Source organism: Salinibacter ruber DSM 13855 (genome assembly GCF_000013045.1).
Taxonomy (GTDB): domain Bacteria; phylum Bacteroidota; class Rhodothermia; order Rhodothermales; family Salinibacteraceae; genus Salinibacter; species Salinibacter ruber.
In genome coordinates, this window is sequence record NC_007677.1 from 3443199 (window position 1) to 3469693 (window position 26495).

Consider the following 26495-nt stretch of genomic DNA (forward strand, 5'->3'; position numbering starts at 1 on the left):
GCGCTACAGCCCGACCGCCCCGAAGAGGACGACGCCGAGGGCGATCAGAATGGCGTTCGCGAGGGCAATGGGCAGCAGGTACTTCCAGCCCACCTTCATGAGCTGGTTGTACTTGAAGCGGGGGAACGTCCACCGCACCCAGATGAAGACGAAGGAGAAGAAGCTGACCTTCAGCATCAGGCTCACGAACTGGAGCAGGGCGAGCAGGGTCGAGCCCTCCAGCGCCGGAAAGAGGGCAATCAGCTGCGGCTCAAGCGGCACCAGGTAGCCCCCGAAGAAGAGCGTCACGATGAAGAAGGAGGCGATGAACCAGTTCACGTACTCGGCAAGAAAGAACATGCCGAACTTCATCCCGCTGTACTCGGTGTGGTAGCCGGCCACCAGCTCCTCCTCCGCCTCCGGCAGGTCGAAGGGCGCGCGGTTGGTTTCGGCGAAGGCGGTCACGATGAAAATGAGACAGCCGATGGGGTTGCGCACCGCGTTCCAGCCCAGCAGCGCCCCGCCCGAACTCTGATGCTCCACGATCTCCATAAAGTTGAGCGACCCGGCGATGAGGACGACAGAGATGACCGCCAGTCCCATCGAGAGCTCGTAGGACACCATCTGCGCCGCCGACCGCAGCCCGCCGAGCAGCGAGAACTTGCTGTTGGAGCTCCAGCCCGCCAGCGTCACGCCGTAGACGCTGATGGAGGTGAGCGCCAGGAGCATGATGACCCCCACGTTTAGGTCGGCCACGACTACCCCTTCGGCGAACGGAATGAGCGACGCGGTGGTCATGGCGATGACGACCATGACGACGGGCGCCATCGAGTGAATAAACTTGTTGGACTGCGCGGGCTGCACGTCCTCCTTCAGCACGAACTTGAGCACGTCGGCGAACGGCTGCAGGAGGCCGAGGGGCCCCACCCGGTTCGGCCCCGGGCGGTTCTGAATGAAGGCCGAGACGCGTCGCTCCGCAAAGACCAGCAGCGACGCCGAAAGCAGCATCGCATTGATGACGAGGAAGGCGCCGAGGGCCGTCCAAACCATTGAAGGGATCATGTCCGCACGGTTGAGTTCGGGGGACGCGGGCGAGGGGGTACAGGGATACCGTTTGAAACGTACTCGTTGCCGGCGACGGGCGCAAGCAATCCGGCAGCATCCGCTCCTGGAATGCTGCGGGGCCCCCGCCATTTTTGGGGAGAGTTCACGGCCCGCCTCTCGACGTCCTTGCCTCCCTTCTCCCATTCACTCGTCCGTGAAGACGATCGTGGTTTCAACCGTATCCTTTACGGCGGCGCCGTCGATTCGCCAGCTCAGCGCAGCCCGGGCCGCGTAGGCACCGGGCGAAATCGGGGCGGCATTGCTTGACGCGCGGGCCGCCTGAAGGTCGTATTGGCGCGTCCGCACGCCCGGCATCACCGAGATCTCCGTCTGAACCGCCGCGCAGACCCGCCCTGCTCCTTCGACGGGCACCGTTTCGTCGCCCTCGTATATTCCGAAGCGGTACATGCAGGCACTCCCAGAAATGACAGAAACGGGGTGCCCGGTGGGGTTTTCGGTCTGGAGTTGCATCCGGAACGAATCGCCGAGCGCGACGGTGTCGGGCGTCCGAAGTGTGATCTGAAGCCCCGGCCCCACGACGGTGCTGTCGGCCGTCCGCAGGGGGTGGGGCTCGGAATTCGGAGGGGGCCCGTCAAGGCCAAACGCATCGCACCCGACGAGGAGCCCCAAGAGAAGCACTGCACCACAGATCGACGTTGCCTGCGAGGAGAGAAACGAGAACGTGTGCTGCATCGGATAGAATACGAAGTCAGGATGAGTAGAATGCGTCCATCCGAGGTACACGTCTCTGGACTGCAGAACCCAACCCCACCTCCTCCTCGACTCTTGACACACTGTCATTTCAAACCATAGACCCGGTCCTCCAGAGCTTCCCGCCCGGTGCCTGTCTCCACGGCAACCACTCCCGCAGGCCCCGAATCAACGATTCGCCAAACGTTGCGACGTTGATTGACGGTGTGGACAACGGCCAACCGTGCGCGCTCAAATCATTCCCTGTGCTTCCCTCCGCCCGTATCGAATTGACCCCAGAGACGTGACGATGCATCGGGTATGCTCTGTTTTACACTTCGTCAAGAGCCGTCTTGATCGGCGAGGGCCCGGCCGAGGAAGTCAAGCCCGTTGTTGACGAGAGAGCCGGGATCCAGGTTGTATCGTTTTTCGAGGCCGCTCCCCTTGTTGGCAGCAAGCTGGATAAGCCCATGCGTGGCCCCCCAGAGCGTCACGGCCGTCTGCCGCGGGTCAAGGTCCTGGCGGATCGAGCCATCGTCAATGCCGGCCCGGATGGCGGTGCTTATGACCTGCAGCCCCCGATCCGCCTCGGCCAGGCACCGGCGCACCCGCTCGGAGGACTCGTCAGGGTCGGCGGCACGGGACTCAAACTGGGCGACGAGCCGGAAGAGGGTCGGCTTTTCTCGGGAAAACCGGACGTACGCGTCGCCAACCGCTCGAATCTGGGCCCGTCCCGTGTCGTGTTGCTGCGCGGCCGCCTCGAATCGTTCCCGCATTGCCCGGAAGCCCCGGTGCGTGACTGCGAGCACGATGTCGGCCATGTTTTCGAAGTACACGTAGAGCAGACTTCGGCTTACCTCCGCCTCGTCGGCGATGTCGGCCATTGTCATTGCGTCACGGCCCTTCTCGTCGAGAACGGTTTCCGCGGCGTCAACGATGGTGCGGCGGCGCTGGCGTTTTTCTTCGCGCTGTCGGTCATCAACGGACATGGGAAGGGGGATGGCAGTGAACATGGTGCGCTGGAACTGCACAACACGCCGTCAACGTGAAGATGTTCTGACGCGTCGGCCCGGACCGGACGCCCTCCCCCCTCGCCTTAACACTCCGACACGCCCTCCGAATGGGCTTGAAAGGGCAATTCAGCCCTCCTCCCAAGGCCGCCCTACACGCATGACAGTTCGTCAATCGACCTTCGGACGGTCCCTCAGTCGCAATAATCAGAGAAGCCCGTGCCCGAATCGGGGTCCCACGTTGAAGACGACGCCCCTACGCCTCCACACGCCCCCGAACACGCAGGCGGTTTGACGAAACGTGTTGGGGACCGACGTCCCCTCCTCGCCGCACGCGTTCCGACCATTCTCTAGGCGGCCACGCCCCGCCCACGTTTTGACAATTCGTGAAAACAGCCTCTTCTGATACATTGTCAAAAAAGGACCTGCATCACACACCGTTCATCTTATTCGCCACCACGACGGCCGGGGGAGGTTCATTGGTCGGGGACGACCGCCCGTGGTGGATCCCGGGACCGGTCGAGGGCCGGCGTGGGCCCTGGGCAGCAATCTCGGGGCGAGGGGGGGGGCGCTGGCGGGAGTCCGCGTGCGGGCTCGATGAGCGGGAGGCAACGGCAAGGCCCCATCAGAATCTCGGGGACAGTTTTCCAAGAGCGTACTCGCCCCCACCGGGGTCTCCGCCCGCCTCTGTCCCGCGTCCGGGCGAATGCCTCCCGAAATCAGCGAGGGGACCGAACATGAAGGAGGCCGACCGGTCCAATTCGCAGCATTTCGTCGTTTTCCTGTTCACTTCGTTCTCCTCTATGCCGACCGACGCGACCCTCCGCTCCGCACAGCCCGACACCCTACCGTCGTCTCCATTTCCCACCGACGATCCCATCTTGGGCCAGATCGGCGGCACGCCCATGCTCCCCTATCCCGGGGCGGAGGACGGGCGACTGCTCTGCAAGATGGAGTCGGCGAACCCGACCCGTTCGATGAAGGACCGGATCGCCATGGGCATCCTGACGGAGGCCCTGCAGAATGGGGAGTACGACCGGGTCGTGGAGGCCAGCTCCGGCAACACGGCCGGCGCCGTGGCCCTCGTTGCGAACCGGCTGGGGGTTCCCTGCACGCTGACGTGTCCGGAAGGGACGAGCCCGCACAAGATCGGCTACATGAAGGCATTCGGCGCGGAGGTGCGAACGTGTCCCGACGTGGACTCGGACCATCCCGACCACTACCGGGCGGTCGCTCAGCGCATCGCCGAGGACACCGGGGCGTTTTTGGTGGACCAGTATCACAATCAGTCCAATCCGGGGGTCCACTACCAGTGGACGGGGCCCGAAATTTGGGCACAGGCCGGCGCCGATATGACCCACCTCGTCAGCGCGATGGGCACGGGCGGACTCGTCAGTGGCACGGCCCGGCACGTCAAGGAACAGGCCGCGGACGCGGGACGAGACGTAACCGTCGTGGGGGTCGATGCCGAGCACTCCAACATTTCTACCTCGTTTTACGGCGCCGACGCGGTTCCCTACGACACCTGCGTGGAGGGGCTGGGCAAAGGGGGGGAGCTTCCCACCATGTGGTTCGATCACGTCGACGAGATGCGCGACGTGGCCGACGAAGAGGCGTTCCGACAGGCCCGCGAGGCCGCTCAGACCCACGGGATGCCCGTTGGGCCAAGCGCCGGGGCCGCCCTTTCCGTCGCCCGGGACATTCACGCCGAGCAGCCGGACGCGACGGTCGTCATGATCGTCTGTGACGGCGGCGAGCAGTACTTCGACACGCTGTTCGACGTGTAGTCGTCCACTTCTGGACCCGGGCGACGTGCGATGAATCTGTAGGAGGGGGGCGGGACGGGGCAGGGTGGTGAGCTGCCCTAGCCCCCGAATCCACTGCGCACCCCCGTGGAGGAGCCCCCTCCTTGAAAGAGGACTACGGGCGCCCCACGGGCACGTCGGCGCGGCACAGACCGAAGCCACGGGGGCTATTCCGTGTCTGTCTGCTCGCGCGTTCCCTGCTCCACCCACTGCACGGCGTGCCGCAACAGGTCCTCCACGGTCTCGTGGCCGAGTTTTTCCTTCGCACGCCGCCGGTATGTCTCAATCGTCTTCCGGTTCAGGTCGAGCTGGTCGGCAATCTGGCGCACGCTGTGTCCCTCCCCGATTTTTCGGAAGACAGTCAGCTCGCGATCGGTGAGCTTTTCGAGCGGCGATGTCTCCGTGTCGCCGCTGCCGCGCACCAGCCGGCTCAGGATGCGGGACGAGACGTGCCGACTCAGAAACACCTGCCCTTCACTGACGAGCTCGATGGCCCGCATCACCTCCTCGGTGGGCTTCGTCTTCATGACGTACCCGGAGGCCCCCGCCTCGACGGCGCGCTCCGCATACAGGTCCTCGTTGTACTTCGAGAAGACGAGAATGCGGACCTCCGGCACCGTGGACCGAATTTCCTGGATGAGCGTCAGGCCGTCGGCGTCGCCCAGTGAGATTTCGACCACCACCACGTCGGGGTCGTGCTGCTCGACGAGGGCGAGGGCATCCTCCGAATTCGCGGATTCCGCTTCCAACTCCATCTCTGGACGGCCCTCAATCCGGGACCGCAGAACCTCCCGGATGGCCGGATGCTTGTCGACGACGACAATCTGCGTCTTATCGCGAACCGCTTCGGAGCTCATTCGCCTAGAATTGAGATGGCTGGTGGTGTGGAGATCTCAGATTGGGACCGACGCCTCAGTGGCATCGTCCCGAGTGACCGCGAGAGCAGGCAGCGCCGAATGGCCCGCACGCAGGATCGGTGAGCGACGGGATGTCCGTCGACGCCGCTCCGCCTCGCGTGCATTTTCTTGACACAACCTGTTCACGTCTTGCCCGCGCCGCGCGGTCTCGCCCAAACGGACCTGCACGGGCCTTGTGGAAGGACGACTGGCTCGCCTGGTGGGGCCCAGAATGTTTTTTCTTTGGCACGCAAAGAAGGCGGGTCATCGTCTCGTGAACGCCACCGTTCATCCAACGGCGTCACCTTTGCCAAAAGACCGTGCCAAAATTTGCGGTCCGGTGCGCTTTCAGGACGATACACCGAACACACTCTTTAATCACAGAGACGCGCGCTTCGGCAGCCTACCACATCAGCGCATGCACACGGTGGGGAAACGGATCATATTTACGTAATCTGGCAGAGCACTATTTTTCGATTTGACGCACCACTCCTGTCGCCTTGGTGAAGTGGCGATCGCAGAAAATCGGCTTCAGAGTTGCCCTGCCGGCTTCTCTTCAGCAGCCCCCGCCCGCCCAATCGGGGCCCCGAACCTATTCATCGGTGTTCTCCTCCTCGCCTTCGCCCGAAGCCTTCCCGTCGGCCGATACCTCGGCGTCCCCATCGGGCATTCCCGAGACCTTTTTGCCAGCCCCCGGCGCGGACGCCCACTGCACCGCAAACTGGAGCAGCTTCGACACGGAGTCAAACCCCAACTTTTCCTTCGCCCGCCGCCGGTACGTCTCTACGGTCTTCCGCGCCAGGTTCAGCCGGTCTTGGATTTCTTCGATGCTGCACCCCTCCCCGAGCATCTGAAAGACGGCCAGCTCCCGGTCGGTAAACTCCTCGATGGGGAAGCTCGGCTCGGAGGACTCCCCACGGGCAACCTTGTTCAGGATCTGTGAGGCCATCTCTCGGCTCAGGAAGACCTCCCCCCCGTCCACCACTCGGATCGCCTCGATGAGATCTTCGGTGGGCTGGTCTTTCATCAGATAGCCGGACGCCCCCGCCTGGATGGCCCGCTCCGCGTAGACCATCTCGTCGTACATCGAATACACCACGACCTGCACCTCCGGACACTGCGACTGGAGGTTTTGCACGAGGTCCAACCCATGGGCGTCCTCCAGGGAGATGTCAACGACGGCGGTATCCGGCTCCATGTCTTCGATCTTTCGGAACGCCTCGTCCGAGGATGTTGCCATTCCGCACACCTCCACGTCGAGGGTGTCGTCGATGCGATTGCGAATCGCCTCCAAAATCGCCGGGTGGTCGTCGACGAGAAAAGTCCGAATGTGGGTGGTAGACTGATCCGGCATGTGGATCGCGGAGACAATGAAAGAGACAACGCGGACAGAATACGAGCGCCCGGCCTTCGCGACTACGGACAAGAGTTGTACGTTTTCCTAAATGTATACATGGGCGCGCACGGCTACAACCCTGATGTGGAAAGGCGCCGGGCACGCCACCGCCCCCCTACTGATGATTTGCGGATACGGACGCCGCCGGGAGGATGAGGGTGAAAATGCTCCCCCTTCCCTTCTCCGTTTCGACGTCCACCTCTCCGTCGTGACGACTGATGATCTCGCTCACGAGGTAGAGCCCCAACCCCAGCGACACCTCTCCGTCTGTGGGCTGCTGCCCGAGGCGCTGGAATGGCTTAAACAGCCGATCCAGGTCGTCCTCGCTGAGGCCGGGCCCGCTGTCGGACACAGAAAAGCGCACCTCCGCCTCGGTCTTCTGGACCTGCACATCGACCGTCTCGCCGCGGGGCGAGTACTTGAGGGCGTTGTTCACAATGTTCTTCATGGCCTCCAGGAGGCGCACCTCGTCCCCAACCACCATGGCCTCGTCGGCAAACTCGGCCCGTCGCAGCGTCTGGTCCTTGTACTCGGCGTGGGGCTGGAAGCTCTCGACCACCCGCTCGGCCAGGGCCGACACGTCAACCGGGGCGAAGGAGAAGTCGTCGGCAAGGACCGGCGGGGAGGAAAAGTCCAAATCCTCTAGATAACTGGACGCCTCCTTCGCCGACGTATGGATCAACTCAATCTTGCGTTTGGTATCGCTGGAAAAATCCTGGTCGTTCTCGAGCAGAATGTCGGACAGACGCTCGATGGCCAGGATGGGGTTCTTCAACTCATGCAGTACGGCGGAGAGCTGTCTCGAATCGTTGCTCATCGCACTCCCTCAAGTTAGAAACCGTCAATGTCTACAGCCTGCGCGCGCCTTTCGCCGTGCCCCGAATGTCTCGATTCCGTCAACGGAACCGGCCAAACAACAATTGCGCGCTTCTGCTCGGCAGACAAGCGCCGGATGCCCGCCCACAATCAGACCTGAAAACAACGTGCCACAAATGCCCACCCGGGCCGATGTGATTGGTTCTCGTGTAAGCCCCCCCTCCGAGCCGACCGGCTTTCGGGGCTCCGCCCTCTTTCCCTTCCTGGATGGAACCTCAACGGGTCTTTGGATGCCTAGTGGCCACGACGCGATGGGCTACACACGAACTTGTCGTAAAGTACCGTGTAAACTTTTCGATTTCAAGGTACGAGTTTTCGGATAACGCCTCCTTAATTCATCCGGAGCTCGGGCCCGTTGCCGGGACGTGAGGGCGTTCCTCGCCCCGAGCGGGCGGCCGTTGGGGCAAATCCTCCCCTTTCCCAGGGATGGACGAGAACTTTTTAAACGCTTATTGGCCGCCCGTGACGGCCCAGTACAGCTCTGCGCTTTTCCGACGCAGGTCGTTGAGCGTTCCGTCGTTTTCGAGCACGTGGTCGGCCCGCTCGCGGAGTTCCTCCTGAGAGAGTTGATGCTGCATGCGCGCCCGGACCTGCCCCGAAGACACGTCGTCGCGGGCCGTAACCCACGCAATGCGGTCGGCCTCCGGGGCCACCACCGCGGCCGTAATGTCGACGTGCTCGTCGCCGCCTGCCTCGAAGAGAAGCGCCGCCTCGTGGACGAGCAGGGACACCCCTTCGTCCGCCGCCCGCTCTTTTGCCGCCTCGAACGCGTCGAAGACGTGCGGGTGGACAATGCCGTTTAGCCGCTCCACACGCCCGGCCTCGCCGAATACCTGTTCGGCGAGGTACTCCCGGTTCAGGGTGTCGTCCTCGTGGTAGGCCGCGGCCCCGAAGGCCTCGACGATGGCGGCCCGCACGTCGGCATTCTCCTGCATGAGCCGCTTCGCCTCAAGGTCGGCGTAGAAGACGCGAGCCCCTTTTTCTTCCAGGAATCCGCAGACCGTCGTCTTTCCACTTCCAATGCCTCCTGTTACGCCCAGCGTGGTCACGGCGACGAAGCAGAAATGCAAAACAAAGACATTGCCCCCGGCGACAGACGGCCGCCCCCTACTCGCAACGTGTCCTCGCAACGTGTCGGCGCTCAATCATCCCGGGGGCCAGCTCATGCGGCGCCCCCCGAGAAGATGGAGGTGGAGGTGCCACACCGACTGTCCGCCGTCGTCTCCACAGTTAATGACGGTACGGTAGCCGTCACGCAGCCCTTCCTCCTGGGCCAGTTCCCGGGCCACCACGAAGAGGTGGCCGACCAGGTCTTTGTCTTCCGTATCCAGGTCGTCGAGCGACGGGATCGGCTTTCGGGGCACGATGAGAATGTGGGTAGGCGCCTCCGGGTTGATGTCCCGGAAGGCCACGCACCGGTCGTCCTCGTGGAGGATGTCGGCGTCTTCTTCACCGTCGATGATGCGTTGGAAGATGGTCTTCTCGGACATGGGATCAGTCCACAGTCCGTGAGCGGAATCGAGCGGACGGTCCTGCATGTAGGGACCGTGCCTTCACAATATAGATGCGGCGGACGAATCACAAGGGCCCTACCGGCCCGGAACGGCCCGTTTCACGACGCCTCCGATACATGTGCGAACAGACTGACAACTATGTGGCCGTTTATTCCTGCTAAACAACATCGATCGGAGTGATCGGTACCTACGGGCATAGTAACTGCCTTCGGTTTCTTCGAGCGTCATTCTGCCATGTCCACCGTTTACATCACCCGCAAGGTTCACTTCAACGCCGCCCATCGGCTCCACAACCCCAACAAGTCGGATGCGTGGAACGAGGACACCTACGGAAAGGATAACAACCCGAACTGGCACGGACACAACTACGAGCTGGAGGTGACGGTGGCCGGCGAGCCCGACCCCGAGACCGGGTACGTGGTGGACCTGGGTGTCCTGAAGGACATCCTCCACGACCGGGTGCTCGACAAGGTGGACCATAAGAACCTGAACCTGGAGGTCGATTTTATGGACGGGGTCATTCCGTCGAGCGAGAACTTTGCGATCGCCATCTGGAACGAAATCGAAGACGCACTGCCCAACGGGGAGCTCCACTGCGTACGACTGTACGAAACCCCTCGCAATTTCGTGGAATACCGGGGCGAGTAGCCGCTCCGGCCGTTCGCTTCCATACGCTGTCTCACCGCCCTCATCTTCTGTAATGGCTGAGAAAAAGATCCAATCGAGCGGGCTGCGCACCAACGGCTCCGCCGACGGCATGCCGCCGAAACTCTACGAGCGGCGCGACATCTACGACGAAGAGACCTCCGAGGCCCTCAGCGAGCACATCGAGGCCATCCTCGACATCCTGGGCGAAGACGCAGACCGGGAGGGGCTCGCCGACACCCCCGAGCGCGTCGCCCGCGCCTATCAGTTTTTGATGCACGGGTACGCCCTCGACCCGAAGGACATCCTGCGCCAGGCCCTCTTCGAAGAGGCCTACGACGAGATGATTCTCGTCAAGGACATCGAGGTGTACTCGATGTGCGAGCACCACATGCTGCCGTTTTACGGCAAGGCCCACGTGGCCTACATCCCGGACGGCCAGATTGTGGGACTCAGCAAAATCCCGCGGACGGTCGAGGTCTTCGCCCGGCGCCTGCAGGTGCAGGAGCGCCTTACGCTCCAGATCCGAAACGCCATCGACGAGGTGGTCGACCCCATGGGCACGGCTGTCGTCATCGAGGCGAAGCACCTCTGCATGATGATGCGGGGGGCCGAAAAGCAGAACTCGGCGACCACCACCAGCTCGGTGAGCGGCGAGTTTAACAATCACGCCACCCGGGACGAGTTCATGCGCTTGATCGACGCCGAGTAGCCCCGGATCGAGCAGGGGGAGCGGGGCCGCCTGCCCAAACGACTCACCCCTCGTAAATTGCTCTTCGAGATTGCTCTTCGAGAATGATCGTCGTCGTCACGGGCGCGAGCCAGGGCATCGGCCAGGCCATCGCGGAGGCGTTCGCTGCGGAATACGATGCACGGGTGGCCCTGGCAGCGCGGACCCGCACCGCCCTGGAGCAGACCGCCGATGCCTGCCGGACGCGGGGCGGCACGCCGCTCGTGCTCCCCACCGACGTGACCGACGACGCGGCGGTGGCCGACCTGGCGGCGGCCGTGCATGAGGAGTGGGGCCCGCCGGACGTGCTGGTCAACAACGCCGGGGCGTTCACCGACACGCCCCTCGACGAGCTGACCCTGGAGGGCTTCCGCGACCAGATCGACGTCAACCTCACGAGCGCCTTCGCCGTGACGACGGCGTTTCTGCCCGCGATGCGCGAACGGGGCGAGGGGCACCTTTTCTTCATGGGCTCGGTGGCGTCCCTGATGGCCTACCCCGGCAACGCCGGCTACTGTGCCGCCAAGCACGGCCTCCGCGGGCTCGCCCGGACCGTCCGTGCGGAGACGAAGGACGAGGGCCTCCGCGTGACCACGGTGCTGCCCGGCGCCACCGACACGCCCACCTGGGACGGGGCTGGCGTTGCGGAGGAGCGGCTCATGGCCCCGGAGGACGTGGCCCAGTCCGTGGTGGACGCCTACCGCCTCTCCGACCGCACGGTGCTCGAGGAGCTGCTCCTCCGGCCGCAGGAAGGGGACGTGTGACCCATCGTCAGCGCTCGCCCTCGTCCACGAGCCGCGCCTCCGGGACCCACGCCCACGTCAGCGTGCCGGCGACGAGCGTCGTGTCGTCGTCCGGGGCCGTAAGCGCCACGTCCACCGCAATCTGGCCCAGGGGCCGGGAGCGGACCTGGCTCGTTTCGGCGTCGGTGAGGGTGGCCTCCGCCTGCACGGCGTCCCGCGCGAAATTCTCGAACGAGATGTCCATCGTGCGCAGCAGGGGCGAGGAGCCGTCCGGCACGTTGAGGGCCACGACGAGCCCGGTCGCGGTTTCGGCCAGGAGGGCGAGGGCCGCGGCGTGGAGCCCGCCGAGGTGGTTGTGGAGGCGCTCCTCGTTGTCGAGGCGGACGGCGACGCGGCGCGGGGTGTACGCCTCGACGAAGCATCCGGCGGTGTCGACGAACGGGATCACCTCGCCCACGGCCTGGGTGACGAGGGGCGGCCGCAGGCGTGGGGGCGTCCCGTCGTATCGGTCGGCGATGCGGGCGAACGGATTGGCGTTGGCCATCGGACAAGGATCTGCTTGTGAGAATCAGGAGGGGGCCACCGGCCGAACGCTGCCAGGGGCCGCACAGAAAAGGCGCGACTCGTTTCTTGCTTTGGTAACGTATGGGTTCTTTGTCCCTTCACCCGTCGAACCCCCGCGGTTTTCCCGAATAGATTCGACACGACGGCGAACGTGTCCCCCCTCGGCTCGTAAAGAGACTCCGTCTGTCTTAACTTGCTCTCCGGACCCTCGCCTCGCAGGTTGTTCGCGTCATGCCCAACCCGTCGCTCAAAGATACCGCTCTCGACGAACTGGAGCGCCTCATCACCGAGAAGATGCCCATCACGGAGCATCTCGAGTTCGAGCTTGCCGCGGACGAGCAGGGCCGCCTGCGCGCCTCCGCCCCCCTGAAACCGAATGCCAACCACATGGGCAGCGCGTTCGGGGGCAGCCTCAGCATGCTGGCCACGGTCACCGGCTGGGCGATGATGCACCAGCTCGTGCAGGACGCGATGCACGACGCGATGGAGGACATGCGGGAACGGGTGGAGGTCATGATCCAGGAAAGCGACATCGAGTACCTGCAGCCCGTCTACGAAAACATCTCGGTGGTCTGCGAGCCCCCGGACGAGGACGCTCAGGAGCGGTTTCAGGAAATGCTGGACCGCTGGGGACGAGCACGGATCGAGTTGGAGTGCAAAATCAACGAGGCGGGGGAGCGGGCCGTCACCTTCATCGGCCAGTACGTGGCCCTCGACCGGGGCGAAGAGCAAGGCGACGGGGCCCCGTTCCACATGGAGAGCTGCGACCCCGCGGACCTGTAGCCGCTACAGCATCTCTTCGTACATCCGGTACGGCGGCTCATTCATCCCCAGTGTCTCGTACGCCGCCTGGGCCGCCGCGTTGTCCTGCTCTACGTAGAGGCGGAGCCCACACACGCCATCGGCCTCGCGGGCCCGCCGGCGCACCTCGCGGTGGAGGGCGGCATAGACGCCCGTCCGCCGCGCCGAAGGGCGCACGTACACGCTCTGGATCCACCAGAAGTCCGCGTTGCGCCAGTCGCTCCACTCGGTCGTGATCATCAGGCTTCCCACGATCGCGCCGTCGCGTTCCGCGACGAAGTAGAACGCCTGCTCCGGCGTGTCGAACACGGCCTGCACGCCGGCCCGCACGGTCTTGGGATCGAGCGTCTTGTCCTCGGTCTCCTCGGCCATTGCCTCGTTGAAGCGCACGAGCGTCTCGGCGTCGTCAAGCGTAGCGCGGCGAATGGCAGGGGCGTCCGGCATGATGGTGGGGCTGCGTGGAAGGCTCAATTCTGAGGGACAGGCAGACGGATCCCTCCTCTGCCTGGGCCCGGCTCCATGGTCGTGAAGCCAAGCGTCACCGTCAAGCCCTCTCTGACTGGAGGCGGATCGTCGAGCGAGCACAGCGGCGTAGGCTCGCTTTTGTCGGGGCCACGAACTACGTTGCCGACGCTCCCGCCTACAGGATAATCTCCGCCGTCGCATGTCTCTCAGCATCGACCCCGATTCGGTCGAAGATACACTCGCCGACCTCGTGCGTATCGACTCCATAAACCCTGCGCTCGGGGCAGACGAACGCGGGGCGGGGGAGGCGGAGCTCGCCGCCTACATTGCCGACCGGATGCACGACATCGGGCTTGACGTGGACCACTGGGAGCCGGCCCCCGGACGTCCAAACGTCGTCGGAGTGCTTTCGGGAGACGGCGACGGCCGCTCACTGATGTGGAACGCCCACACGGATACCGTGGGCGTCGAGGGCATGGACGCGCCCTTCACCCCCGTTCGGCAGAACGGACGCCTGTACGGGCGCGGCGCCCAGGACATGAAGGGCAGCCTCGCGGCCCAATTAATCGCTGCGCGTACCCTCCGCGAGTTTGACACCTCGCTTTCCGGGGATGTGCTCGTCGCCGCGGTGGCCGACGAGGAGCACAAGAGCATCGGCACCGAGGCGCTCGTGGACCGCTACGACGCCGACGGCGCCGTCGTCACGGAGCCGACGGACCTGAAGCTCGTCCGTGCCCACAAGGGATTCGTATGGATCGACCTCCGCACGCAGGGCCGCGCCGCACATGGCTCGCGCCCCGCCGAGGGCATTGACGCCAACATGCACATGGGCCGGGTCTTGTCGAAACTGGAGGCGCTCAACCGATCCCTGTCCTCCGACGAGGCCCACGCGCTCGTCGGCCCGCCCTCCCTCCACGCGGGTCAGCTCCGGGGCGGCGACGCCCCGAGCGTGTACGCGGCCGAGTGTCACCTGCGCATGGAGCGCCGCACCGTCCCGGGCGAGTCCGCCGAGGACGCTTTGGAGGAGGTCCAGACCGTTCTGCACGAGCTCAGCGAGGCAGACGACGCCTTCGAAGCAGAAGCTGAAATCGCGTTCTCAAGAGGGACGCTCAAAACACCCACGGACGCCACCGTCGCCTCCGCTACGCGTGCGGGCCTGTCCCGCACCCTCGCCCCCAACAATCCTCCTCCGGACACAGGCGCGTCGTTCTGGACGGACGCAGCCCTCCTGTCCGCCGCCGGCACCGAGACCGTCGTCCTGGGGCCGAAAGGGGCCGGCCTCCATACCACAGAGGAGTGGGTCGACCTCGCCTCGGTGGCGCAGCTCGCGGAGGTGCTGGTCCACACAGCCCGCCGGTACTGCGCGTAGCTCCATGCCCCTATCCCTCCGCCCGGCTCAGCTTGTGGGCCTGGCGGGTCGGCTCGGGGATCTTGTACCGGGGACTGCAGTCCAGCATCAGGTCCGCCGCGCCGTCGAGCGTACAGCGGTGGCCGACGCTCACGTAGACCGGGTTCACGTCCGTCCGCGTCCGGAGCACCGTCCCGACCGTCTCCCCGTCGTCGACCAACGGCACGCGACTGCCCTTCTCCGGGCCGAGCTCGCCCTGCGGCGCCCCGACGAGGATCGACTTCGCGACGCCGATCGCCGGCGCGTCGAGCAGCACGCCGAGGTGGCAGGCCAGCCCGAAGCGGCGCGGGTGGGCCGCCCCGTGACTGTCGGTCACAAACACGTCCGGCGTCGAATGGAGCCGCTCGAGCGCGGGGAGGACGGCCGGCATCTCGCGGAAGCTGAGCAGGCCCGGCACGTACGGAAACGGCACCTCGCAGCGATGGGTCGCCTCGTCGACCACGTCCAATTCTGGCAGCCGAAGCACGGAGACGGCCGCCTGGGCCGTGTCGTCGCGCACGCTGACGTCGATCCCGGCGACGGTCTCGCCCCCGTCCGGCAGGGCCCTCTCGGTCACCTCCGACGCCAACCGACGCTGGATGCGCTTGGCCTCGTCGGTCGAGACATTCCAGTCGTGGGGGTGCGGACGAGAGTCCTGCATACGGCAAGGGGAACGTGGCGTGGCAACGAATCCGTCGGGGCAGTTTGACGGCTGAAAAAGGAAGGGGTTTGGCGCACGCAACCATTCTTCTCTGGGCCAGTCGTCGCCCCGTCTTCTGCTCCCCCTGCACGGTTCTTCTCCCTTGCACACCGCAGAGCGCCCCCGATGCCGCAGGGGCGCCCCGTCCGCCACACGAGTCGAGGTCAAAGTTTCGGTGAATCAAGGCGGAAGGGAACCCTGATCGCGGTGTGGGCATAGATAGTGGGTCCCAAGCGACGCCAATAGGCTCCGATTTGGGTCCATAGCTCAGTTGGTTAGAGCGCTACGTTGACATCGTAGAGGTCAGTGGTTCGAGTCCACTTGGACCCACTGCTGCCGCTCTCAGGAGGCTCCCTGGGGCGGCTTTTTTGTTGGCGGTGTCCCCGCCCGTGCGCTCTTCCCCGAGGACCCCTCTGTCCCATGGCCGAAATCGACGAGACGAGCATCGACATCACCCTCCCGGACGGCTCCACGCACACCCACCCGGCGGGCACGACGGGGCTTGAGATTGCCGAGAGCATCGGTGCCGGCCTGGCCCGCGACGCGCTGGCCATCAAGGTGAACGGCGAGGTGCGCGACCTGGACCGCCCCGTCACGGAGGACGCCGAGATCGAGATCCTGACGTGGGACGACGAGGAGGGCAAACAGACCTTCTGGCACTCTTCTGCCCACCTCATGGCGGAGGCGCTGCAGGCCCTCTACCCGGACGTCAAGTTCACGATTGGCCCGCCCATCGACCAGGGCTTCTACTACGACGTGGACCTGGGCGACCAGACCCTGTCCGCCGACGAGCTAGAGGCGATCGAAGAAAAGATGCTGGAGCTCGCCCGCCGCGACGCAGCGTACGAGCGACACGAGGTCTCGAAGGCGGACGCGATCGAGCACTACGAGGCGGAGGGCAACGAGTACAAGCTGGAGCTGATTGAGGGGCTGGAGGAGGGCGAGATTTCCTTCTACGAGCAGGGCGAGTTCACCGACCTCTGCCGCGGCCCGCACATCCCGTCGACCGGGGACATTAAGGCGCCGAAGCTGCTGTCGGTGGCCGGCGCGTACTGGCGCGGGGACGAGTCGAACCCACAGCTCACGCGCATCTACGGCATCAGCTTTCCCAAGCAGAAACTGCTCGAGGACTTCCTGGAGCGGCGCCGGAAGGCCAAGGAGCGGGACCACCGCAAGCTCGGCACGGAGCTGAACCTCTTCACCTTCGACACCGAGCAGGTGGGGCCCGGCCTGCCCATGTGGCTGCCCAAGGGGACGACACTGCGGCAGACGCTGCAGGAGGTCCTGCAGCAGGAACAGGTGAAGCAGGGCTACAAGCCGGTCTGCACCCCTCACATCGGGCGGCTCGACCTCTACCGCACCAGCGGGCACTACCCGCACTACGAGGACGACCAGTTCCCGCCGATGGTGACCGGAGAGGGGGACGACGGCGAGGAGGACGGCTACCTCCTCAAGCCGATGAACTGCCCGCACCACGTCAAAATCTACCAGAACGACCACCACTCGTACCGGGACCTTCCGGTGCGGCTGGCCGAATTCGGGACCGTCTACCGCCAGGAGCAGACCGGCGAGCTCGGCGGGCTGACCCGCGTGCGCGGCTTCACGCAGGACGACGCCCACATCTTCTGCACCCCCGCGCAGGTCAAGGACGAGTTCAAGTCCGTCATCGACCTCACCCTGAAGGTGCTCGACGCCCTGGGCTTCGAGGAGTTCGAGGCGCAGATCTCGCTCCGCGACCCCGACGACACCGAAAAGTACACGGGCCGCGACGCGCTCTGGACCCGCGCCGAGCAGGACATCCGCGAGGCCGTGGCCGAAACGGACCTCGACGCCTACGAGGAGCCGGGCGAGGCCGCCTTCTACGGGCCGAAGCTCGACTTCATGGTGGAGGACGCGCTGGGCCGCGCCTGGCAGCTCGGCACCATCCAGGTCGACTACAACCTCCCGGAGCGCTTCGAGCTGACCTACGTCGACGAGCACGACGAGCGGAAGCGGCCGGTCATGATCCACCGCGCCCCGTTCGGGTCGCTGGAGCGCTTCATCGGCGTGCTCATTGAGCATTGCGGCGGCAACTTCCCGACCTGGCTCGCGCCGACACAGGTGCAAATCATTCCCGTGGGCGACGATTTCGTCGACTACGCCCAGGAGGTGGCGGCGACCCTCCGCGCCGAGGACGTGCGCGTCGAGATCGACACGTCCGACGAGACGGTCGGCTACAAGATCCGCGAGGCCGAAACCCAGAAGGTCCCGTACATGCTCGTCGTGGGGGGGGACGAGGAAGAAGCCGGCACCGTCTCGGTCCGCTCCCACGCCGACGGCCCCCAGGGCACCGTATCCGTCCAGGACTTCCTCGACCGCACCGGGCCGGAGTTCGAGCCGACGCTCGACTAGCCGCCCGCCCCTCCCACGAACCGCCCCAATTCAGGCGACCTTCACTGAAACCTCAAAGGGTCGTCCACGTGTATAGCATACGTCTACTCGGTCCCTCGTGCCGGAGCCCAGCATTCGCTCCGCACAGACCGAGTTTTTCACTATCCCCGAGTTCTCCTCTTAAAAAACCACCGATCCCGCTATTGCTGACGTCGATAAACTCCGCGTAAATCAAGAAATTCGTGCCGACGAGGTCCGTGTGGTCGAACCCGACGGCGACCACGACGTGGTTCCGACCGGCGAGGCCCTCGACCGCGCCCGCGACCACGAACTCGATCTCGTGGAGGTTGCGCCGGACGCCGACCCGCCCGTCTGCAAGATCCTCGACTACGGCAAGTACCGCTACGAGAAGCAGAAGGAGGAGCAGCGGCGCCGGAAGAAGTCGAAGTCCATGGAGATGAAGGAGCTCCGCTTCCGGCCCCGCACCGAGGAGCACGACTTCAACTTTAAGGTCGATCACGCCCGCGAATTCCTGGAAGACGGCAACAAGGTCAAGGCGTACGTCCAGTTCAAGGGGCGCGACATCGTCTACAAGGACCAGGGCATGGACCTGCTGCGCCGCATGATTGAGGAGCTTCAGGAGATTGCCCGCATCGACCAGCAGCCGGAAATGGAAGGCCGGCGAATGGTGATGATCCTCGCCCCGCACAAGAACAAGTAGGGCGACCGCACCACCGACGTGGGCCTGCCGACGCGTGCGTGGCCCCGCCCGTGCCCGGCACCTTTTTGTGGACTCTGTGCGGACGGGAACGCACGGGCGCTCCCCTCATACACGGCGTGTTCGACTTCTGTGTACTTCGTGAATGAATCCCCTCAGGGTGTTGCTGCCATGCCCAAGATGAAATCCCACAGCGGTGCCAAGAAGCGCTTCAAGAAGACCGGCAACGGCAAGATCAAGCGCAAGAAGGCAAACAAAGGGCACCTGCTGACCAAGAAAAACGCAAAGCGCAAGCGCCAGCTGCGCAAGAGCGTGGTCGTCGACGACAAGGCGAACCGGGACCGGATTAAGCGCATGCTGTCCACCTAACCGCGCCGAAGACGCCGGGCGGCCTGCCGGATGGAGGGCCTTGTTCGCTCCTCCATCTGTTGTTTGTGGAGTCTTTCCCGGAGCGGGGTTGGCCTGTCGCCAGCACTCGCTTAGGTTGTATTTTCGACTGTGTTGTTAAACTGACGTTTTGTTTCTATGCCGCGCGCAACGAACAAGCCGGCGACCCGTCGGCGACGGAAGAAAATTCTAAACAAGGCGAAGGGCTACTGGGGCCGTCGGAGCAAGGTCTACAAGGTGGCCAAGCACGCGGTCGAGAAGGGCCTGCAGTACGCCTACCGGGACCGCCGTCAGAAGAAGCGCCGGTTTCGGCGGCTGTGGATTACCCGCATCAACGCCGCGACGCGCCAGCACGACGTGAGCTACTCCCAGTTCATGGGCCAGTACCGGAAGTCGGACCTTGACATGAACCGGAAGGTGCTCGCCGACCTGGCCGTCCACGACCCGGACGCCTTCGAGCAGATCGTAGACCACGTGATGGAATAAGTGGTGCGCGAAGCGTAACACGTGGAGCGTGTTGCATGAGGGCTTCTTTTCTCCTCTCACGCGTCACTCCTCTCGTTTCCCGCTCCCCCGCCGCCCCGTTGCGATGCCGTTGATTCGTGCGCCGTTTCGGTTTGCCTTTGCGTTTCGGGTCTCTCCGAATCCGCAGGGGCATTGAACGTCGACCGCCACCATTGCTGGTGACCTCGTCCCGCCCCTGCCCCGCAGGCTCGGCGGGATTTTTTATTGCCCCCTGCGTTTCGAGCCCCCGGCGCCGCGTCGCTCTCTGTGACCCTTGACTCGCGATTCCCTTCCATGCCCGACGAAATCGACCAGCTCCGTGAACAGATTGAGGCCGAATCGATCGAGAGCGCCGAGGAGGCCGAGGCCTTTCGCATCAAGTACCTCGGCCGCAATCAGGGCGCGATCCCAGACCTGTTCGATCAGATCGGCGACCTGCCCCCGGAGGAACGCCCCGAGTTTGGCCGGCGTCTCAACGCCCTGAAGGACCGCGCCCAGGAGCGAATCGACGAGGCAAAGGCGCGCCTCGAGCGACAAGAGCAGGCGGGCGGCCCCGACATCGATCTCACCCTGCCGGGCCGATGCGGATTCAAGGGGTCGACGCATCCACTCACGCAGACGCTCGACGAGATCCTGCGCATCCTGCGCGGGCTCGGCTTTTCCACCCACGAGGGGCCGGAGGTCGAAACCGACTGGCACAACTTCACGGCCCTCAACTTTCCGCCCGACCACCCGGCGCGGGACATGCAGGACACCTTCTTCCTCGAGGACCCGCCCGAGGGGACGGAGCCTCGTGTCCTCCGCACCCACACCTCGCCGGGCCAGATCCGGATCATGGAGGCCCAGACGCCCCCCATTCGGGTCGCGGTGCCGGGGCGGGTGTACCGCAACGAGGCGATCTCGTACAAGTCGTTCTGCCTCTTTCACCAGGTGGAGCTGCTGTACGTGGACGAGAACGTGACGATGGCGCAGCTCAAGCAGGTGCTCTACAGCCTCGCCCGCGCGCTCTTCGGGGAGGACGTGACGCTCCGCTTCCGTCCCAGCTACTTCCCCTTCACCGAGCCGAGCGCCGAGGTGGACGTCTGGTGGGACGATGAGGACAGCGACGACGGCGGACAGTGGATGGAAATTTTGGGCTGCGGCATGGTGCACCCCAACGTCTTCGAGTCCGTCGACGTGGACCCCGAGCGGTACACCGGCTACGCGGTGGGGATGGGCGTGGAGCGGATGGCCATGCTCCGGCACGGCATCGACGACATCCGGATCTTCTACGAGAACGACGTGCGGTTTCTCGACCAGTTTTAGTCAGTCATCAGACGCTCAAAGCCTCCTCGTGAGCGCGTATTTCGTATTGTGTATTCCGTGGAGCAGAGGGCCTTACGGAATACGCGATACGCCCCGTCACTCGAAGTTGACTGTTCTCATCTCTACGACCTGAACCGTGGACGTAAGCTACAATTGGCTCAACGAGTACGTCGATCATGACTGGAGCCCCAAGGAGTTGGCCGAGCGCCTCACCATGGCCGGGCTTGAGGTGGAGACGGTCCGCCCCCTGGGCCAGTCGCTCGACGGCGTGGTGGTCGGCAAGGTGACCGCCGTCCGCGAGCACCCAAACGCCGACCGCCTCGTGCTCTGTGACGTGGACCTCGGCGACGGCGCCCCGTCCCAGATTGCCTGCGGCGCGCCGAATGTGGCCGCGGGGCAGAAGGTGCCGGTCGCCACCGTCGGCACCACGCTGTCGCGTCCCGACCCGGACGATCCCGAGGCGCTGCAGGAGCTAACCGTAGAGGCCCGCGAGCTGCGGGGCGAGGCGTCGAACGGCATGATCTGCGCGGAGGACGAGCTGGGCCTCTCCGACGACCACGCCGGCATCATGGTGCTCGACGACGACACGCCCGTCGGCACGCCGTTCCCGGAGTACCTCGACGCCCACGGCATGCCGAGTACCGACGCGGTGCTCGACATCGAGCTCACCCCGAACCGCCCCGACGCCGCCAGCCACCTCGGCGTGGCCCGCGACGTGTCGGCCCTCGCGGATAGCGAGCTGCGGACGCCGACGGTCGACACGCCGTCGCCGGGGGGCCCCGTGGCCGAGGAAATCACCGTCGACCTCCGGGACGAGGCCGGCTGCCCCCGGTACGTGGCCCTGCTGGTGCGGGGCGTAGACGTGACCGAGTCGCCCCTCTGGCTGCGCCGCCGCCTCACGGCCATCGGCCTGCAGCCGCGCAACCACGTGGTGGACGTCACCAACTTCGTGCTCCACGAGTGCGGCCAGCCGCTCCACGCCTTCGACCTCGATGCGATTGCCGACGACACGATTGTTGTCCGTCGCACCGACGACGAAACGCCCTTCACGACGCTCGACGGGGAGGAGCGCGACCTGCCCGAGGATACGCTCCTGATCTGCGACGCCGAGGCCCCGGTGGCCGTGGCCGGCGTGATGGGCGGGGCCAACTCCGAGGTCTCCGCCGACACGACCGACGTGCTCATCGAGAGTGCGTACTTCGACCCGTCCACGATCCGCCGCACGGCGAAGGCCCTCGACCTCCAGACCGACTCCTCGTACCGCTTCGAGCGGGGCGTGGACCGCGACGGGCAAGTGTGGGCCGCCGCCCGCGCCGCCGAGCTGATTGCCAAGCTGGGCGGCGGCACGGTCGTCCCGGGCCTGGTCGACGAGCACCCCAGTCCGCCCGCCGAAAAGACGATCGCCCTCCGCCCCGATCGGCTCACGCAGGTGCTGGGCACCGAGGTCCCGACCGACGAGGGGACGCGCCTGCTGGGCGCCATCGGCTTCGACGTGGAGGCGGGCGAGGACGCGCTCCACTGCACCGTCCCCACCTGGCGCCCCGACGTGTCGATCGAGGAGGACCTGATCGAGGAGGTGGCCCGCCTGCACGGCTACGACCAGATTCCGGAGCCGGAGCGCGTGCCGGTGCCAAGCCGCACCCCGGAGCAGCCGCCGGAGGAGACGCTGGAGCGGCAGGCGCGCCAGTTGCTGAAGGGCCTCGGCTACCGCGAGATCTACACCAACAGCATGCTGCGCACGGACCGCGCCGAGCGCTTCAACGTGCCCCCGGCCGGCAGCGATCGGGCGCCCGTCGTGGAGACGAAAAACCCGATCTCGGAGGAGATGGCCGCCCTGCGCCCCCGGCTGCTGCCGGGCGCGCTGGAGGTCATGCAACACAACCGCAACCACGGGCAGGAGGCGCTCCGCGTGTTTGAGTTCGGCCGCGTCTTTCGCCGCGCCGCCGAGCCGGACGACCCAATCGTCCCCGGCTACAGCGAACATCCTGCGTTGCTGGTTGCCCTCAGCGGCCCCCACGCGCCCACCGGCTGGGACACCGAGCCGCGCTCGGCCGACATTTTCGACCTGAAGGGCACCGTCGAGACCCTCCTCGACGACCTGCGCGTGCCGGCCCTTCAGGTGCGTCCCCGCGATGCGGGCGCGACGGACGAGGCCCCGCCGGTCACGCAGCACCACATCGACGTGGCCGCCGGGGACACGCCGCTCGGCACCGTGGCCCGGGTCCGGGACGACGTGGCGGCCGACTTCGACCTCGACACTCCGGTCTTCGTGGCGGAATTCCACTGGGCCGCCCTCGTCGACAGCGCGACGGCAGAGCAACACCGCGACTACGAGCCGGTGAGCCGCTTCCCGGTCGTGGACCGCGACCTGGCCGTGCTCGTCCCCGCCGACCAACCGGTAGGACCGCTGCAGCGCGCGATCCGCGAGGCCGGGGCGCCCCTGCTCCGCCGCGTGGACGTGTTCGACACGTACGCGGGCGAGGGGATCGACGAGGACACCAAGAGCGTGGCGTTTACCCTCCGCTTCGGCGCCGACCGCACGCTCACCGACGAAGAGGTGGACGCTCGACTCGACGCCATCGTTGAGCGCCTCGCGGAAAACCACGGCGCCCGCCTGCGACAGCAATAGCCTCGTGCCCGCGCCCTCATGAGCCGCCGCCTGTTATATCCCTACCTGGTGATTTTCATTCTCGCGGTCGTTCTCCTGATCTTCGGGTAGCTTCCCTCGGCGGCTGAGGCCTGCGCGGGCGGAGGCGCCGCGGGCCGAGGCACAAGACGAAACCGTCTCGAATCGCCGGCTGTTGTTTCTTTCTACACCTTCGCGTCCGCAATCCGCGCCCGGACGACCTCGACGGGACGGCCGTCGTCCGCAGCCCCCGGTTCTGCGTTTCACCTGTGCAGTGCCCCCTATGGACGATCCGACACGCGCATCGTTGCCCGACTCCGACCCCGCCCCGCCCGTGCCGGAGTCCATCAAACCGGACGACACGCTGCCGGACGCGGACCTGAGCCCCCTGCCGCCCGAGTACCAGGCCGTGGTGCGGCGCCTCCAGGCCGAAGTGGACCGGGCCACCACCGCCCTCGATCGCCTGCAGGCCGAGAACGAACGCCTCCGGCGTCGTGTCGCGGAGCTGGAGCGGCGCCCAGCGGTGCGTCCGGACGCCACCCCCCTCGTGCTCGACGACGACCCGGGGGCCCTCCGGGACCGCATCTCGGCCTTCATCGAGGCCATCGACGCGTACCTCGACAACGGGGCCGACGGGGCCCCGAACACATCTTCGTCTCCCGACTCGCCTTGACGACGCTTTCCCCGCTGCCCTCCTCTCCATGGCCGACCCCGAGCCGACCAAGTCGATTCGCGTGCGCATCCTGGGCCGGGAGTACGCCCTCCGCGTGCGGGAGGACGACGAGGCCCACACCCGGCGCATCGCGTCCTCCGTGGACGCCCGGATGAGGCAATTTAAGGACAACCACCCCGACCAGGCCGAGCTGACGACCGCGGTCATGACCGCCCTCACCCTCGCCGAGGAGCTGTATCTTCAGCGCGAGGAGCACGAGGACGGCACCACGGCCCTCAACGAGGAGCTGGCCCGCCTGTCGAAGCAGCTGGAGGAGGCAACCCCCGCGCCCGACGACGCCCCGGACGCGGACGCGCAGGCCGCCGGCGATTCCCCCGACGGACCAACCCCCTGATCCGCCCTCCGCCTGGCATGGACCGGTCGGACGGGCACTCACCGCAGAGCGACGCACCCCTACATGATCAAGCTCGAAGACATTACCATTGAGTTCGGGGAGGACCCGCTCTTCCAGAACCTGTCGTGGACGATCACGCCCGAGCCGCACCGCGTCGGGCTCGTGGGCCCCAACGGCGCCGGCAAAACAACCCTCCTCAAGGTGATTGCCGGCGACCAGCGGGTGGACTCCGGCACCATCACGCGGGAGGGCGTCTCCATCGGCTACCTGGAGCAGGACGTGCAGGAACTGCCCGAGGACCGGACGGTGCGGGAGGAGGCGCTCCGCGCCTTCGAAGAGGTGCTGGCCCTGGAGGAGCAGGAGCAGGAGATTAGCCGCGAGCTGGAGGCGATCGACCACGAGAGCGACCGCCACGAAAAGCTGCTCAACCGGCTGCATCGGGTGCAGGAGCGACTCGACGCCCAGGACGCCCACCGCATTCGCCCCCGCACCGAGGCCACCCTCACCGGGCTCGGGTTTGCCCAGGACGAGCTCGACCGCCCCCTTCGCACCTTCTCCGGCGGCTGGCGCATGCGGGCGGCACTGGCCCGCCTCCTGCTGAAGCAGCCCGACGTGCTGCTGCTCGACGAGCCGACGAACCACCTCGACATCGAAAGCATCGACTGGCTCGAAGACACGCTGGAGACCTACCCCGGCGCCGTCATCCTGGTGAGCCACGACCGCTCCGTGCTCGACCGCATGGTCACCTCCACCGCCGAGCTCGTGCGGGGCCGCCTGCTCCACTACGACGGCAACTACTCCCACTACCTGGAGGCCCGCGAGGCGCGCTACGAGCGCTGGCGCCGCAAGTACGAGAACCAGCAGAAGCGGATTGAGAAGATCCAGGAGTTTATCTCCAAGTTTCGCTACAACGCCGCCCGCGCCAGCCAGGTGCAGAGCCGGATCAAGAAGCTGGAGAAGATGGACCGGATCCCGCCGCCGCCCGATCCGGCCCCCGCCATGTCGTTCGAGTTTCCCGAGCCCCCCCGCTCCGGCGTCGTCGTGCTGGAGCTCTCCGCGTTTAGCAAGACCTACGACACGGAGCACGGCCCCGAAACCGTCTTTACCGACGCCGGCCCCCTCACCATCGAACGGGGCGACAAGGTCGCGCTCGTGGGCCCCAACGGCGCGGGCAAGTCCACCCTCGCCCGCATCATCGGCGGCCGGGAGGACTTTGCGGGCACCCGCACGGAGGGCCACAACGTCGAGATGGCCTTCCACGCCCAGCACCAGGCCAAGACGATGGACCCGGACCAGACGGTGTTCGACACCGTCCGCGAAGCGGCGCCCGACCGGCCCAAGACCGAACTGCGCAGCCTGCTCGGGCGCTTTCTCTTTACCAGCGAGGACGCGTTCAAAGACGTGCGGGTCCTCTCCGGCGGCGAAAAGAGTCGCCTCTCGCTCGCCCGCACGCTGCTGTCGCCGGCCAACCTTCTTCTGCTCGACGAGCCGACGAACCACCTCGACATCCAGTCGCGCGAGGTGCTCATCGAGGCCCTGCAGAAGTACGAAGGGACGTTTGTGCTCGTGAGCCACGACCGCCACGTGCTCGACGCCGTGGCCGAAAAGACGTGGCGCGTGGGCGGGGGCACCGTGCGCACCTTCCTCGGCAACTACTCCGACTTCCGCTGGCAGGTGGAGGAGGGCTCGGCCCGCCCCCTGCAGGACGTGCACGAGGCGGAGCCCCCCGCCGAGCCGTCCCCCAATGGGCACGACGCCGCGACCGGCGACACGGACCCGCCCGCCGAGGACAACGACCCGTCCGCCCCCGATGCCCGCCCGGACGGCCCGTTCGCCGACCTCAATTCGTATCAGCTCAAGCAGAAGCTGGAGGACACGGAGGCCCGCATCCTGGAGATCGAGGAGAAGCAGGAGGAGCTCGAAGCGGCGATGGCCGACCCGGACGCCTACGACGGCGACGGCTTGGAGGCGCGGGAGCTGTCCGACGAGTACAATGCGCTCAAGAAGGAGCTGTCCGGCCTCTACGAGGAGTGGGAGGTCCTCACCGAACACGTGATGGCGCTGGAGGACTAGCGCGCGTCGGCGAAACGCGCCCGGCGTGCAGCGACACGTCGGTTCCGGGGGCTCGTTCACGTCCCGAGCGTTTCGCTGGACCCCATCCGTTCCGGACCGGCGTCCCCATGCATCCGTTAGCGTTCCGCACCCTGCTCGGA

At 65.8% G+C, this 26495-nt stretch carries 26 protein-coding genes and 1 tRNA gene; 16 read left to right on the plus strand and 11 right to left on the minus strand.

Annotated features, from left to right (window positions below; translation table 11 throughout):
• Positions 1 to 3 precede the first annotated feature (3 nt).
• The 3 genes from nuoH to SRU_RS14595 all read right to left on the minus strand — a co-directional run bounded on the left by nuoH (position 4) and on the right by SRU_RS14595 (position 2762).
• Positions 4 to 1041, minus strand: a complete 1038-nt coding sequence (nuoH, locus tag SRU_RS14585; RefSeq protein ID WP_043552781.1) for an NADH-quinone oxidoreductase subunit NuoH — start codon at positions 1039 to 1041, stop codon at positions 4 to 6.
• A gap of 186 nt (positions 1042 to 1227) precedes the next feature.
• Positions 1228 to 1776 (minus strand): hypothetical protein, encoded by a 549-nt coding sequence (locus SRU_RS14590; RefSeq protein WP_237701781.1) that lies wholly within the window; start codon positions 1774 to 1776, stop codon positions 1228 to 1230.
• A 338-nt stretch (positions 1777 to 2114) separates the two neighbouring features.
• Positions 2115 to 2762 carry a TetR/AcrR family transcriptional regulator gene (locus SRU_RS14595; protein ID WP_237701782.1) on the minus strand — a complete coding sequence of 216 codons (648 nt, stop codon included), beginning with the start codon at positions 2760 to 2762 and terminating at the stop codon, positions 2115 to 2117.
• A gap of 824 nt (positions 2763 to 3586) precedes the next feature.
• On the opposite strand from SRU_RS14595, the gene SRU_RS14600 reads away from it, so the two are divergent.
• Positions 3587 to 4570, plus strand: coding sequence for a PLP-dependent cysteine synthase family protein (locus SRU_RS14600; RefSeq protein ID WP_165443453.1), 984 nt, complete (start codon positions 3587 to 3589; stop codon positions 4568 to 4570).
• 185 nt (positions 4571 to 4755) lie between these two features.
• Here the strand turns inward: SRU_RS14600 and SRU_RS14605 are convergent, their stop codons facing one another.
• The 5 genes from SRU_RS14605 to SRU_RS14625 form a co-directional block, all read right to left on the minus strand.
• On the minus strand, positions 4756 to 5445 hold the full coding sequence (locus SRU_RS14605) for a response regulator transcription factor (protein ID WP_011405492.1): 690 nt from the start codon (positions 5443 to 5445) through the stop codon (positions 4756 to 4758).
• A gap of 631 nt (positions 5446 to 6076) precedes the next feature.
• On the minus strand, positions 6077 to 6838 hold the full coding sequence (locus SRU_RS14610) for a response regulator transcription factor (RefSeq protein WP_011405493.1): 762 nt from the start codon (positions 6836 to 6838) through the stop codon (positions 6077 to 6079).
• A 157-nt stretch (positions 6839 to 6995) separates the two neighbouring features.
• Positions 6996 to 7697: a sensor histidine kinase gene (locus tag SRU_RS14615; protein ID WP_011405494.1), complete on the minus strand. Its 702-nt coding sequence runs from the start codon at positions 7695 to 7697 to the stop codon at positions 6996 to 6998.
• A gap of 508 nt (positions 7698 to 8205) precedes the next feature.
• A complete protein-coding gene (coaE, locus tag SRU_RS14620) occupies positions 8206 to 8805 on the minus strand; it encodes a dephospho-CoA kinase (protein WP_011405495.1) in 600 nt (199 codons plus the stop codon).
• Between the two features lie 96 nt (positions 8806 to 8901).
• The gene (locus SRU_RS14625; protein ID WP_043552785.1) at positions 8902 to 9246 is read right to left on the minus strand and encodes a histidine triad nucleotide-binding protein; all 345 of its coding nucleotides are present in this window, start codon (positions 9244 to 9246) and stop codon (positions 8902 to 8904) included.
• Positions 9247 to 9504: 258 nt separating this feature from the next.
• On the opposite strand from SRU_RS14625, the gene SRU_RS14630 reads away from it, so the two are divergent.
• From SRU_RS14630 to SRU_RS14640, 3 genes are all read left to right on the plus strand, one after another.
• Positions 9505 to 9918 (plus strand): 6-pyruvoyl trahydropterin synthase family protein, encoded by a 414-nt coding sequence (locus tag SRU_RS14630; protein ID WP_011405497.1) that lies wholly within the window; start codon positions 9505 to 9507, stop codon positions 9916 to 9918.
• A 52-nt stretch (positions 9919 to 9970) separates the two neighbouring features.
• On the plus strand, positions 9971 to 10627 hold the full coding sequence (folE, locus tag SRU_RS14635; RefSeq protein ID WP_013062927.1) for a GTP cyclohydrolase I FolE: 657 nt from the start codon (positions 9971 to 9973) through the stop codon (positions 10625 to 10627).
• A gap of 83 nt (positions 10628 to 10710) precedes the next feature.
• Entirely contained in the window at positions 10711 to 11409 is a 699-nt protein-coding gene (locus SRU_RS14640; protein WP_011405499.1) for an SDR family oxidoreductase, read from the plus strand.
• A 7-nt stretch (positions 11410 to 11416) separates the two neighbouring features.
• Here the strand turns inward: SRU_RS14640 and SRU_RS14645 are convergent, their stop codons facing one another.
• A complete protein-coding gene (locus tag SRU_RS14645) occupies positions 11417 to 11932 on the minus strand; it encodes a DUF4442 domain-containing protein (protein WP_011405500.1) in 516 nt (171 codons plus the stop codon).
• A 251-nt stretch (positions 11933 to 12183) separates the two neighbouring features.
• Between SRU_RS14645 and SRU_RS14650 the strand changes: the two genes are divergently transcribed.
• Positions 12184 to 12735, plus strand: coding sequence for a YiiD C-terminal domain-containing protein (locus SRU_RS14650; protein ID WP_011405501.1), 552 nt, complete (start codon positions 12184 to 12186; stop codon positions 12733 to 12735).
• Between the two features lie 3 nt (positions 12736 to 12738).
• On the opposite strand, the gene SRU_RS14655 is transcribed toward SRU_RS14650, so the two are convergent.
• A complete protein-coding gene (locus SRU_RS14655; protein WP_237701783.1) occupies positions 12739 to 13197 on the minus strand; it encodes a GNAT family N-acetyltransferase in 459 nt (152 codons plus the stop codon).
• 220 nt (positions 13198 to 13417) lie between these two features.
• Between SRU_RS14655 and SRU_RS14660 the strand changes: the two genes are divergently transcribed.
• Positions 13418 to 14587 (plus strand): M20/M25/M40 family metallo-hydrolase, encoded by a 1170-nt coding sequence (locus SRU_RS14660; protein WP_164923711.1) that lies wholly within the window; start codon positions 13418 to 13420, stop codon positions 14585 to 14587.
• Positions 14588 to 14597: 10 nt separating this feature from the next.
• Here the strand turns inward: SRU_RS14660 and nfi are convergent, their stop codons facing one another.
• Positions 14598 to 15266, minus strand: coding sequence for a deoxyribonuclease V (nfi, locus tag SRU_RS14665; protein WP_011405504.1), 669 nt, complete (start codon positions 15264 to 15266; stop codon positions 14598 to 14600).
• 295 nt (positions 15267 to 15561) lie between these two features.
• Here nfi and SRU_RS14670 point away from each other — a divergent pair.
• The 10 genes from SRU_RS14670 (at position 15562) to SRU_RS14715 (ending at position 26355) form a co-directional block, all read left to right on the plus strand.
• Positions 15562 to 15635, plus strand: a tRNA-Val gene (locus SRU_RS14670).
• A 90-nt stretch (positions 15636 to 15725) separates the two neighbouring features.
• A complete protein-coding gene (gene thrS, locus SRU_RS14675; RefSeq protein WP_183956981.1) occupies positions 15726 to 17696 on the plus strand; it encodes a threonine--tRNA ligase in 1971 nt (656 codons plus the stop codon).
• A 181-nt stretch (positions 17697 to 17877) separates the two neighbouring features.
• Positions 17878 to 18396, plus strand: coding sequence for a translation initiation factor IF-3 (infC, locus tag SRU_RS14680; RefSeq protein ID WP_043553525.1), 519 nt, complete (start codon positions 17878 to 17880; stop codon positions 18394 to 18396).
• 168 nt (positions 18397 to 18564) lie between these two features.
• Entirely contained in the window at positions 18565 to 18762 is a 198-nt protein-coding gene (gene rpmI, locus SRU_RS14685) for a 50S ribosomal protein L35 (protein WP_103015481.1), read from the plus strand.
• Positions 18763 to 18918: 156 nt separating this feature from the next.
• Complete coding sequence (rplT, locus tag SRU_RS14690) at positions 18919 to 19266, plus strand: 50S ribosomal protein L20 (protein ID WP_011405508.1); 348 nt, start codon at positions 18919 to 18921, stop codon at positions 19264 to 19266.
• A 312-nt stretch (positions 19267 to 19578) separates the two neighbouring features.
• Positions 19579 to 20589: a phenylalanine--tRNA ligase subunit alpha gene (gene pheS / locus SRU_RS14695; protein WP_011405509.1), complete on the plus strand. Its 1011-nt coding sequence runs from the start codon at positions 19579 to 19581 to the stop codon at positions 20587 to 20589.
• Positions 20590 to 20725: 136 nt separating this feature from the next.
• Positions 20726 to 23218, plus strand: coding sequence for a phenylalanine--tRNA ligase subunit beta (gene pheT, locus SRU_RS14700; protein WP_011405510.1), 2493 nt, complete (start codon positions 20726 to 20728; stop codon positions 23216 to 23218).
• 280 nt (positions 23219 to 23498) lie between these two features.
• Complete coding sequence (locus SRU_RS14705; RefSeq protein ID WP_237701784.1) at positions 23499 to 23888, plus strand: dopamine receptor D4; 390 nt, start codon at positions 23499 to 23501, stop codon at positions 23886 to 23888.
• 28 nt (positions 23889 to 23916) lie between these two features.
• Complete coding sequence (locus SRU_RS14710; RefSeq protein WP_164923712.1) at positions 23917 to 24282, plus strand: cell division protein ZapA; 366 nt, start codon at positions 23917 to 23919, stop codon at positions 24280 to 24282.
• 63 nt (positions 24283 to 24345) lie between these two features.
• Positions 24346 to 26355, plus strand: coding sequence for an ABC-F family ATP-binding cassette domain-containing protein (locus SRU_RS14715; RefSeq protein ID WP_011405513.1), 2010 nt, complete (start codon positions 24346 to 24348; stop codon positions 26353 to 26355).
• Positions 26356 to 26495 lie beyond the last annotated feature (140 nt).